General features: G+C 66.0%; 10 protein-coding genes. All 10 read right to left on the bottom strand.

All coding sequences use genetic code 11. The annotated features are described in order from the left end of the window. A partial coding sequence (locus LRH25_RS19750; RefSeq protein ID WP_231011998.1) for a carbohydrate porin occupies positions 1–720 on the bottom strand: 720 nt, incomplete at its 3' end. A 145-nt stretch (positions 721–865) separates the two neighbouring features. After that, positions 866–1,915: a galactofuranose ABC transporter, permease protein YjfF gene (yjfF, locus tag LRH25_RS19745; RefSeq protein ID WP_141290722.1), complete on the bottom strand. Its 1,050-nt coding sequence runs from the start codon at positions 1,913–1,915 to the stop codon at positions 866–868. Between the two features lie 14 nt (positions 1,916–1,929). After that, positions 1,930–2,970, bottom strand: coding sequence for an ABC transporter permease (locus LRH25_RS19740; protein ID WP_141290720.1), 1,041 nt, complete (start codon positions 2,968–2,970; stop codon positions 1,930–1,932). Then, positions 2,967–4,496 (bottom strand): sugar ABC transporter ATP-binding protein, encoded by a 1,530-nt coding sequence (locus tag LRH25_RS19735; RefSeq protein WP_231011997.1) that lies wholly within the window; start codon positions 4,494–4,496, stop codon positions 2,967–2,969. Before LRH25_RS19735 ends, LRH25_RS19740 begins: the two co-directional genes overlap by 4 nt. Positions 4,497–4,501: 5 nt before the next feature. Beyond that, entirely contained in the window at positions 4,502–5,716 is a 1,215-nt protein-coding gene (mmsB, locus tag LRH25_RS19730; RefSeq protein WP_141288841.1) for a multiple monosaccharide ABC transporter permease, read from the bottom strand. After that, positions 5,700–7,253 (bottom strand): multiple monosaccharide ABC transporter ATP-binding protein, encoded by a 1,554-nt coding sequence (mmsA, locus tag LRH25_RS19725; RefSeq protein WP_141288843.1) that lies wholly within the window; start codon positions 7,251–7,253, stop codon positions 5,700–5,702. Before mmsA ends, mmsB begins: the two co-directional genes overlap by 17 nt. A 37-nt stretch (positions 7,254–7,290) precedes the next feature. Further along, positions 7,291–8,364, bottom strand: a complete 1,074-nt coding sequence (gene chvE / locus LRH25_RS19720; RefSeq protein WP_141288845.1) for a multiple monosaccharide ABC transporter substrate-binding protein — start codon at positions 8,362–8,364, stop codon at positions 7,291–7,293. A gap of 113 nt (positions 8,365–8,477) precedes the next feature. Next, positions 8,478–9,452: an ABC transporter substrate-binding protein gene (locus LRH25_RS19715; RefSeq protein WP_141288849.1), complete on the bottom strand. Its 975-nt coding sequence runs from the start codon at positions 9,450–9,452 to the stop codon at positions 8,478–8,480. 41 nt (positions 9,453–9,493) lie between these two features. Continuing rightward, positions 9,494–10,369, bottom strand: a complete 876-nt coding sequence (locus LRH25_RS19710) for an aldehyde dehydrogenase family protein (RefSeq protein ID WP_231011996.1) — start codon at positions 10,367–10,369, stop codon at positions 9,494–9,496. A gap of 13 nt (positions 10,370–10,382) precedes the next feature. Beyond that, positions 10,383–10,517 carry a hypothetical protein gene (locus LRH25_RS32855; protein ID WP_259372444.1) on the bottom strand — a complete coding sequence of 45 codons (135 nt, stop codon included), beginning with the start codon at positions 10,515–10,517 and terminating at the stop codon, positions 10,383–10,385. Between the last annotated feature and the right edge of the window lie 41 nt (positions 10,518–10,558).

Genomic DNA, 10,558 nt, shown 5'->3' with positions numbered 1-10,558 from the left:
GTCGACGCGCGCCGTCAGGCCTGCACCCTTGGTGCCGCCGTTGAACTGGCCTTGGGTGGCGGTGGCGTAGAAGTTGACCTTGCCGCCCGGGTTGGTGGCAATGTCGTAGAACTCGAAGTTCAGGCGGTTGCCCGGGCGGTTCAGGACGTCGTTGTCGGAGTCGGCCTTGTAGTACGCGAAGCCGAACTTGCCCGGGCCGGCCTTGAAGTCGCGTGCACCGGCGCCCACGCCGACCATGTCGACGAAGAAGGTGTCGACGATGTGCACGTCGCCGCGGCGCCCCCAGGCCTTGCCCATCCAGAAGGTGGCGTCAGGGGCGATGTCGAAGCCCTTGGCCTCGCCGTACATCTGGTTGAACTGCACGCCGGAGCCGTCGTAGTCGGTGCCGCCGTTGTAGTGATTGGTCATGACGTAGATCTTGGACGAGATGCCGTCCTTGACGAAGTCCTGGCTCAGCGCGAATTCACCATAGAAGTCGCATTCATTGCCCAGGCGGTACTTCATGCCGGCGCTGCCACCGTTCTTGGTGGGGTCACTCTTCAGGTCGTAGCAGGCGCGCGAGGTGTTCTTCGAGGTCAGGCCGGGGCCTGCGCGGAAGTAGCCGCCCCAGTCCAGCGCTTGCGCCGATGGCAGTGCCAGCAGCGTGGTCGCGGCAAAGGCCGTGGCCGACAGCAGTGCACGCGGCACCGCGCCGCGGCGGGCAGTTTCAAAACGATTCATCGTGAGTCTCCAGGATGTTATCGACCGGTCGAAAGGACCGGACAGGAAGTCGCAGGCAATGGACAGCCTGCGCGAGGGAAAAACTCGGGCGTACGGTTGCGCGAAAAAGGCACACGGCGCACAGGCGCTGTGGCCATGGATTCAGTCAGGAAACAGCATGGCCACGGCGGCCTTCAAACAGGCGCTGCAGCAGGCAGAAGACAAACAGCAAGGCACCGATGACGATGCGCGTCCACCAGGAACTGAGGGTGCCGTCGAAGCTGATCAGGGTCTGGATGATGCCCAGCGTCAGCACGCCAAACAAGGTGCCTGCAACGTGACCGACGCCTCCAGACAACAGCGTGCCACCGATCACCACCGCGGCAATCGTGTCCAGCTCCAGCCCGGTCGCATGCAGGCCATAGCCCGAGAGCATGTAGAAGCTGAAGACCACGCCGGCCAGTGCCGAGCAGAAGCCGCTGAGCGCATAGACCTGCACCGTCGTGCGTGCCACCGGCAGCCCCATCAACAAGGCCGAGTGTTCGCTGCCGCCAATCGCATAGACAGTGCGGCCAAACGCCGTGCCGTGCGCGACGAACAGGCCGACCGCGACGACCACCAGCGCAATGATGGCGCCGACCGACAGTGAAGCGCCTTCCCACAGCGAGAAGCGCGCCTGCGAGATTTCGCCAAAGGTCTCGTCGGCCATGCTGATCGAGTCGATGCTGATCAGGTAGCACAGGCCGCGCGCCAGGAACATGCCGGCCAGCGTGACGATGAAGGGCTGCAGCCGGAAGCGCTGGATCAGGAAGCCCTGCACCGTGCCGAAGACCAGGCCCATGGCCAGCACCAGCGGGATGACCGCCGTCGCGCTCCAGCCATGGCGCTCGACCAGCGTGGCCTCGACCATGGTGGTGAGCGCAATCACCGAGCCGACCGACAGGTCGATGCCGCCGGCCAGGATCACGAAGGTCATGCCGACCGCGACGATCAGCAGGAAGGCGTTGTCGATCAGCAGGTTCAGGAAGACCTGGGCCGAGAAGAAGCCGGTGTAGGCGACCGAGCCGTAGGCGGCCATCACGCCAAACAGCAGGATGGTCAGCGCCAGCGGCAGCTGCTCTGCGCGCAGGCGCGGGCCGCGGCGCTGCGGGGCCGGTGCCGGCGGCACGACTTGCAGCTTGGACGGCTCAGCTCGTTCGATGGAAGGCGTCGTCATTTGGGGCAAGGCACTCATGCCGCACTCCTCGCCGCCGGCCGCACCGCAATGCTGCGCAGCCAGGTGCGGAAGTCGGGCGACTGCAGCAGCATCACGACAAAGACCACCGCAGCCTTGACGACCAGGTTGACCTCGGGCGGCACGCCGATGGAGTAGATGGTGGAGGTCAGCGTCTGGATGATCAGCGCGCCGATGACGCTGCCGGCCAGCGTGAAGCGCCCGCCGGTCAGCAGCGTGCCGCCCAGCGTGACGGCGAGGATCGCGTCCAGCTCCATCAGCTGGCCGGCGTTGTTGCCGTCGGCGCTCTTCACATTGCTGCTCAGCAGCAACCCGGCCACACCCGCGGCCAGGCCGCAGAAACCGTAGACGCAGACTGTTATCAGGCGCTGGCGCACCCCCGCCAGCCGCGCGGCCGCCGGGTTCACGCCAATGGCCTGGATGAACAGCCCGAGCGCAGTGCGCGTGAGCGCCAGCTGCAGCACCAGCCAGATGGCCGCGACCACGAACAGCGCAAACGGCAGGCCGAACAGGAAGCCACCGCCGAGGAAGAAAAACGGCGGGTAGTAGACGGTGATGATCTGCCCACCGGTGACCAGCTGCGCCACGCCGCGGCCGGCGACCATCAGGATCAGCGTGGCGATGATGGGCTGGATGCCAGCACCTGCCACCAGCACGCCGTTCCACAGCCCGCACAGCAGCGCCACACCCATGGCGCAGGCCAGGGCCAGCCCCATCGGGAAGCGGCTCAGGTAGACCGGCGCGCCGTCCTGCATCACCAGCTGGCCGCCTATCATCCAGGCCGCCACCGCGGCACCGATCGCGACCACGGCACCGACCGAAATGTCGATGCCGCGGGTGGCAATGACCAGCGTCATGCCCAGCGAGACAATGGCCAGCGGGGCGGCACGGTTCAGGATGTCGATGATGCTGCCGTAGAGGTGGCCGTCGCGCCAGCGCAGTTGCCAGAAGCCGGGGTTGAAGCTGGCATTGATGGCCAGCAGCAGCACCAGCGTGACCAGCGGCCAGAACAGGCGATGAGAAGTGAGCCGCTTCATGCCGGCACCCCGGCGATCATGTCGGCGATGGCGACTTCGCTGCTGCCGCCGGGCAGCTCGCCGGCCTTGCGCCGGTCGCGCATCACGGCAATGCGGTCCGACAGGCGCGAGATCTCGTCCAGCTCGGCCGAGATGAACAGCACGGCCAGGCCTTCGGCAGCCAGCATGCGGATCTTGTCCATGATGTCCTGCTTGGCGGCCACATCAATGCCGCGCGTGGGTTCGTCGAGGATCAGCAGCGCCGGCTCGGTGGCCAGCCAGCGTGCGAGCAGCGCCTTCTGCTGGTTGCCGCCAGAGAGCTGGCTGATCGGCATTTCGGCGTCTGCCGCCTTGATGCCCAGCTGCTGGATGAACTTGTCGGCCAGCACCTGCTGCCGGCGCGTGCCCAGGCAGCGCCAGATGCCCAGCCGGGCCTGCAGCGCCAACGCGATGTTTTCGCGGATCGACAGGTCGGCGACGATGCCTTCGGCCTTGCGGTCCTCGGGGCACATCGCCAGGCCGTGGCGCACGGCCTGCGTGGGCGAGCTGAGCGCCAGCGTTTCGCCGCGCAGCTTCAGCGTGCCGCTGTCGGCCTTGTCCAGGCCAAACAACAGCCGCGCGAGTTCGGTGCGGCCAGAGCCCAGCAGGCCGGCCAGGCCCAGCACTTCGCCAGGCCGCAGGTCCAGGTCCAGCGGCTGCACCGCGCCCTTGCGGCCCAGGCCCCGTGCGCTGAGCAGGGGCTCCACCGTGTTGGGCGCCGCACCGGCCCGCACGGCGCCGGTGCTGGCGGTGAAGGCGCGGCCGATCATCGCGCTGATCAGCGCTGGTGCGTCCAGGTTGGCGGGCAGGTATTCGCCCACGTACTCGCCGTTGCGCAACACGGTGATGCGGTCGGCCAGCTCGTAGACTTCGTCCAGGAAGTGGCTGACGAACAGGATGGCCAGGCCTTGCGCCCGCAGCTGGCGCAGCACGCCGAACAGGCGCGCGACTTCATCGCGGTCCAGGCTGGAGGTGGGCTCGTCGAGGATCAGCACCTTGGACTGGCCGTGCAGCGAGCGCGCGATGGCCACCATCTGCTGCACCGCGACCGGGAAGCTGCCCAGCACGCGGCTCACGTCGATGTCCAGGTTCAGCCGGGCCAGCAAGGCGCGCGCGTCGTCCTGCATGCGCCGCCAGGCTATGCGCCACGCGCCCTTGGCGCCATGGCGGGGGTAGTGGCCGGCGAAGATGTTTTCCGCCACCGACAGGTTCGGGCAGAGGTTGACCTCCTGGTAGACGGTGTTGATGCCCAGCGTCTGCGCATCGCGCGGTGTGGCCGCGGCGACCGGCGTGTCGCCCAGCAGCATCTCGCCCGCGTCCACCGGGTAGACCCCCGTGAGCACCTTGATCAGCGTGGACTTGCCCGCGCCGTTCTGGCCCATCAGCGCATGCACCTCGCCGGCCCGCAGGGTCAGGTTGACATTGCGCAGCGCCTGCACCGGGCCAAAGCGCTTGCCAATGCCGGTGAGCTGCAGCACGACGGGATTGGCGGACGACGCGGCGGTCATGCGACTCAGCCCTTGTTCTTGTTGTAGACGTCGACACACACGGCAGCCAGCAGCACCAGGCCCTTGATGACCTGCTGGTAGTCGATGCCGATGCCGAGGATGGACATGCCGTTGTTCATCACGCCCATCACGAAGGCGCCGATCACCGCGCCCATCACGCGGCCCACGCCGCCCGAGGCCGAAGCGCCGCCGATGAAGCAGGCGGCGATCACGTCCAGCTCGAAGCCGAGGCCGGCCTTGGGCGTGGCGGTGTTCAGCCGCGCGGCGAAAACCAGGCCGGCCAGCGCCGCCAGCGCGCCCATGTTGACGAAGGTCAGGAAGGCCAGGCGTTCGGTCTTGATGCCCGACAGGCGCGCGGCCTTCTCGTTGCCGCCCAGCGCGTAGATGCGCCGGCCCAGCGTGGTGCGGCTGGTGACGAACTCATAGAGCACCATCAGCACGAACATGATGATCAGCACGTTCGGCAGGCCCTTGTACGAGGCCATCAGCCAGGCCAGCGCGATCAGCAGGCCAGCGAAGATCAGGTTGCGCAGCACGAACAGCACCAGCGGCTCGGTCTCCATGCCGTGGCGGTGGTGGTGCCAGCGCTCGCACCAACCCGCCACCACCATCACCACCGAGACGATCACGCCCAGCAGCAGCGAGGTGACCCGCATTTCGGCGCCGCCGAACACGTCGGGGATGAAGCCGGAGCTGAGCTTCTGGAACTCGTCCGGGAACGGGCCGACGGACTGGCCCTTCAGCAGCGCCAGCGCCAGGCCCTTGAAGACCAGCATGCCGGCCAGCGTGACGATGAAGGACGGGATGCGGAAGTAGGCGACGAACCAGCCCTGGGCACCACCGATCACCGCGCCAACGATCAGGCAGACCAGCGAAGCCGCGACGAAATTCCAGTTGTAGTCGACCATCAGCACCGCGGCCAGCGCGCCGATGAAGCCGCAGACCGAACCGACCGACAGGTCGATGTGACCCGAGACGATGACCAGCAGCATGCCCAGCGCCATGATGACGATGTAGCTGTTCTGCAGCACCAGGTTCGTGAGGTTCAGCGGCTGCAGCAGCGTGCCGTCTGTCACGTACTGGAAGAAGCCCATGATCACGATGAGTGACATGAGCATGCCGTACTCGCGCAGGTGCTGCTTCAGGAAACGCGCTGCGGAGGAAGCCACTGGCAAGGCGGCGGGGCGCTGGGGGGTATTGGTATCAGACACTGCAGTCATGGCGTTCGAGGCGCGTGGCATTGACGATGGCATGCATGATCTTTTCCTGCGAGGCTTCTGCCGCGGGGAACTCGGCGACGAACTCGCCCTCGTTCATCACGTAGACGCGGTCGCACATGCCCAGCAATTCGGGCATTTCGGAAGAGATCATCAGGATGGCTCGGCCTTCTTCGGCGAGTTGGGCGATCAGGCTGTAGATCTCGAACTTGGCGCCGACATCGATGCCGCGCGTGGGTTCGTCCAGGATCAACAGCGTGGGATTGGCAAACAGCCACTTGGCCAGCACGACCTTCTGCTGGTTGCCACCCGAGAGGTTCAGCACCTGCTGCTGCACGCCCGAGCAGCGGGTGGCCAGCTTGCGGCGGTATTCGCTGGCGACGTTGAATTCCTTGGCCTCGTCGATCACCCCCGCCTTGGCCACGCCAGGCAGGTTGGCCAGCGAGGTGTTGCGGGCGATGCTGTCGCCCATCACCAGGCCGAGCGACTTGCGGTCTTCGGTGACGTAGGCAATGCCGTGGCCCACCGCCTTCTGCACCGTGCTGACGTCGACTTCCTGGCCGTCCATCTTCACGCTGCCGCTGATGCGCCGGCCCCAAGAGCGGCCGAAGACGCTCATCGCCAGCTCGGTACGGCCGGCGCCCATCAGCCCGGCAATGCCGACGATCTCGCCACGGCGCACGTTCAGGTCCACGCCCTTGACGACCAGCCGGTCGGAGTGCTGCGGGTGGTAGACACGCCAGTCACGCAGCTCGAACACGGTGTTGCCGATCTTCGGGACGCGGCGCGGATAACGGTCGGCCATTTCACGGCCGACCATGTGGCGGATCACCAGGTCCTGCGACGGCGGGTTGTCGCGGCAGTCCAGCGTCGAGACGGTGGAACCGTCGCGCAGCACGGTGATCGAGTCGGCCACCTTGGCAATCTCGTTCAACTTGTGCGAGATCAGGATGCAGGCGATGCCCTGCGCCTTGAGCGCCAGCAGCAGCTCCAGCAGCGCATCGCTGTCGGTCTCGTTCAGGCTGGCGGTCGGCTCGTCGAGGATCAACAGCCGCACCTCCTTGGCCAGCGCCTTGGCAATCTCGACCAGTTGCTGTTTGCCGATGCCGATGTCGGTGACCCGCGTGGCGGTCGACTCGTTCAGGCCGACCTTGGTCAGCAAGGCGCGCGCCTTCTGGTGCACCAGGCCCCAGTCGATCACACCGCGCCTGGCGGGCTCGTTGCCAAGGAAGATGTTCTCGGCGATCGACAGCAGCGGCACCAGGGCCAGCTCCTGGTGGATGATGATGATGCCCAGCCGCTCGCTGTCGGCGATGCCCGAGAACTCCCTGGCCTCGCCGTCGAAGACGATGTCGCCTTCGTACGAGCCATGCGGGTAGACCCCGCTGAGCACCTTCATCAGGGTTGACTTGCCGGCGCCGTTTTCTCCGACGACGGCATGGATCTCACCAGCGCGCACGCTCAGGTTCACATGGTCCAGCGCAACAACACCGAAAAACGTCTTCCGGATGCCGCGCATTTCTAACAACGAAGTACTCATACGAATTTGGCGTGTGCGCAGGTGAGGTGCCGCTGCATCAGTGCAGCTGGCTTTCCTTGTAGTAGCCGCTGTCGACCAGGGCCTGCTTCCAGTTGCTCATGTCGACCGAGATCGGCTTGAGCAGGAACGAAGGCACGACCTTGACGCCGTTGTTGTAGGTCTTGGTGTCGTTGATCGGGGGCTGCTTGCCCGACAGCAGCGCGTCGGTCATGCCGACCACCACCTTGGCCAGTTCCCGCGTGTCCTTGAAGACGGTGGCGCTCTGCTCACCGCGCAGCATGGACTTGACCGAGGGGATCTCGGCGTCCTGGCCGGACACGATGGGGCACGGCTGCGAAGCGGTGCAATAGCCCACGCCCTTCAGCGACGACAGGATGCCGATCGACAGGCCGTCATACGGCGACAGCACGGCGTTGACCTTGTCCTTGCCGTAGTAGGCCGACAGCAGGTTGTCCATGCGGGCCTGGGCCACCGCGCCGTCCCAGCGCAGCGTGCCAACCTTGTCCATGCCCATCTGCTTGCTGCGCACGACCAGCTTGCCGCTGTCGATGTAGGGCTTCAGGACCGACATCGCGCCGTCGTAGAAGAAGAAGGCGTTGTTGTCGTCCGGCGAGCCGCCGAACAGCTCGATGTTGAACGGGCCCTTGCCGGCCTTCAGGCCCAGCTTGTCGACGATGGCACCGGCCTGCAGCACGCCGACCTGGAAGTTGTCGAACGTGGCGTAGTAGTCGACGTTCTTCGAGCCCTTGATCAGGCGGTCGTAGGCGATGACCTTGACGCCCTTGTCGGCCGCCTTCTGCAGCGCGTTGGACAGCGTGGTGCCGTCAATGGCGGCGATCACCAGCACCTTGGCGCCCTTGGTGACCATGTTCTCGATCTGCGCGAGCTGGTTCGGGATGTCGTCGTCGGCGTACTGCAGGTCGGTCTTGTAGCCCTTGTCCTTGAAGTACTTGACCATGTTGTCGCCGTCGGCGATCCAGCGGGCCGAGGACTTGGTCGGCATCGAGATGCCGATCGGGCCCTTGTCCTGCGCGGCAGCGGGCTGCAGCCAGCCCAGGGTCGCCATCAGGCTGGTGGCCAGCAGCAGCGTGCGTTTGTTCATCAACTTCATGTTCGTGTCTCCAGTTTCATTTCAGAGAGCCCCCCTGACCTGCCGCATGGCGCCAGGTCCCCCGAGAGGGTACGGATGGCCGAGGGCCAGGCCCGCGATCATCCGATCAAAGCTCAATACTTGCGGCTGGGGAATTCCTTGGCCGCGACTTCCATCGGGAAGATGGATTCCTGGGTGACGATGCGCTTGGGCAAGGTCTTGCCGGCCTTCAGGTCCTGGGCGGCCTGCATCAGCTGCGGGCCCAGCAGCGGGCTGCACTCGACGCTGACGTTCAGCTTGCCGGCAATCATCGCTTCGAAGGCGCCCTTGACGCCGTCGATCGAGATGATGGTGATGTCCTTTGCTGGCTTCAGGCCGGCTTCCTCGATCGCCTGGATCGCACCGATGGCCATGTCGTCGTTGTGCGCGTACAGCACATTGATCTTCTTGCCCTCGGCCTTCAGGAAGGCTTCCATGACTTCCTTGCCCTTGGCGCGCGTGAAGTCGCCGGTCTGCGAGCGGATCACCTTGAACTTCGGGTCGGCCTTGATGATTTCCTCGAAGCCCTTCTTGCGGTCGATGGCCGGGGCCGAGCCCACGGTGCCTTGCAGCTCGACGATGTTCACATCACCGGTCGAGCCCTTGGTCTTCTCGACCAGCCAGCGGCCGGCCTTGCGGCCTTCTTCCAGGAAGTCCGAACCCATGAAGGTGACGTACAGCGAATCGTCCTTCACGTTGACGGCGCGGTCGGTCAGGATGACCGGGATCTTCGCGGCCTTGGCTTCGCGCAGCACGGTTTCCCAGCCCGATTCCACCACCGGCGAGAAGGCGATCACATCGACCTTCTGGGCGATGAAGGAGCGCAGCGCCTTGATCTGGTTTTCCTGCTTCTGCTGCGCGTCCGAGAACTTCAGCTCGATGCCGGCGGCAGCTGCGGCGGCCTTGATCGACTCGGTGTTGGCGGTGCGCCATTCGCTTTCGGCGCCGATCTGCGAGAAGCCCAGGACCAGCTTCTTGTCGGCGGCGAGCGCGCCCAGCGGCAGGCCTGCCGAGAGCGTGGCAGCGCCCAACGCGCTCAGCACGTGGCGGCGGTTCAAACGGGAATTCATCATGTCTGTCTCCTTGTGGTTGCTTTGACGAGAACGTGGGCTCATGCCCGGAACACAGGCGCCGCCCGGGCGGCGACGGGGGTAGTGAAAAACTCGGCGGCGCGCCGTGCCAGCTGGCGCGCGCCAGCCGTTGAAGCCTGTGGCAGCGCCAATGGTGGCCATACCGGCAGGGGCATCAGCTGAACCTTGGCGCGCCGCGTGCTGGCGCGCTGAAGAACGCCTTCGCCAATCGCAGCCGAACCCGCGAAGCAGACCGCAGACATCAGGGGACTGTCGACAAGGGTTTGCCCTACGAGCCGGCCACTGCCCATCACGAGATTGAATACCCCCGCGGGCAGTCCGGCCCGGCTGATGACTTCGGCCAATGCCCAACCGCAGGCCGAGGCGCGCTCTGCCGGCTTGAAGACCACGGTGTTGCCAAAGGCCAGCGCCGGCGCGATCTGCTCGGCGGGGATCGCAAACGGGCACTGCGACGGCGCAATCAACGCCACTGCGCCGACGGGCGCGCGAGCTGCCGGGGCACGCGCCTGGCCCTTGCCAGGGGCACGCTCGTTGCCAGCCTGGCGCAGCACCTCGGCTGCGAAAAAGCGGAACAACTGGCCGGCGTGGCCCACCTCAGCCTGCGCTTCATCCAGCGGCCGGCCCTCTTCGCGCGCCACCAGGCGGGCCAGCTCATCCTGCCGCGCCAGCAGCTCAGCGGCGATGGTCGACAGCACGTCGGCACGGCGCTGAGGCTCGCTGCCGGCCCAGCTGCGGCGAGCCTGGTCGGCGGCGCGCGCGGCGGTCTCGGTCTGGATCGCGTCGGCGCGCGCGAACTCGGCGACCACGTCGCCTTGCGACATCGGGTTTTCGCTGATGCCCAAGGTCACGCCGGTCTCCCAGCGGCCATTGATGAACAGCTTCAGCGTTGCTTGCATGGCAGCGGCGCGCTCAGCTCGCTTGGAAGAAGCGGCGGGCGCTGCCGGGCGTGGCAACGAGGTCCGGGAATCGGCACATCGACGAGGTCTCCTGCATCTGGCGGCCGGGCAAATCGCCCTGGTCGCAGTGGTCTTGTTTGGCGCGCATGGTACGAAGCTGAGCGATATCTTTCTAATAGATTTACAAGC

Origin of the sequence: Ideonella azotifigens, from assembly GCF_021043325.1 — a bacterium.
Taxonomy (GTDB): Bacteria; Pseudomonadota; Gammaproteobacteria; order Burkholderiales; family Burkholderiaceae_C; genus Ideonella; species Ideonella azotifigens.
The sequence above is the reverse complement of the archived record's forward strand: the minus strand, read 5'-3'. Positions and strand labels throughout refer to the sequence as shown.

Coding starts and splice junctions, on each gene's coding strand:
- mmsB (WP_141288841.1), bottom strand. CDS start 5,716: ATGACTGCAGTGTCTGATACCAATACCCCCCAGCGCCCCGCCGCCTTG.
- LRH25_RS19740 (WP_141290720.1), bottom strand. CDS start 2,970: ATGAAGCGGCTCACTTCTCATCGCCTGTTCTGGCCGCTGGTCACGCTG.
- LRH25_RS19735 (WP_231011997.1), bottom strand. CDS start 4,496: ATGACCGCCGCGTCGTCCGCCAATCCCGTCGTGCTGCAGCTCACCGGC.
- yjfF (WP_141290722.1), bottom strand. CDS start 1,915: ATGACGACGCCTTCCATCGAACGAGCTGAGCCGTCCAAGCTGCAAGTC.
- LRH25_RS19715 (WP_141288849.1), bottom strand. CDS start 9,452: ATGAATTCCCGTTTGAACCGCCGCCACGTGCTGAGCGCGTTGGGCGCT.
- chvE (WP_141288845.1), bottom strand. CDS start 8,364: ATGAAGTTGATGAACAAACGCACGCTGCTGCTGGCCACCAGCCTGATG.
- mmsA (WP_141288843.1), bottom strand. CDS start 7,253: ATGAGTACTTCGTTGTTAGAAATGCGCGGCATCCGGAAGACGTTTTTC.
- LRH25_RS19710 (WP_231011996.1), bottom strand. CDS start 10,369: ATGCAAGCAACGCTGAAGCTGTTCATCAATGGCCGCTGGGAGACCGGC.
- LRH25_RS32855 (WP_259372444.1), bottom strand. CDS start 10,517: ATGCGCGCCAAACAAGACCACTGCGACCAGGGCGATTTGCCCGGCCGC.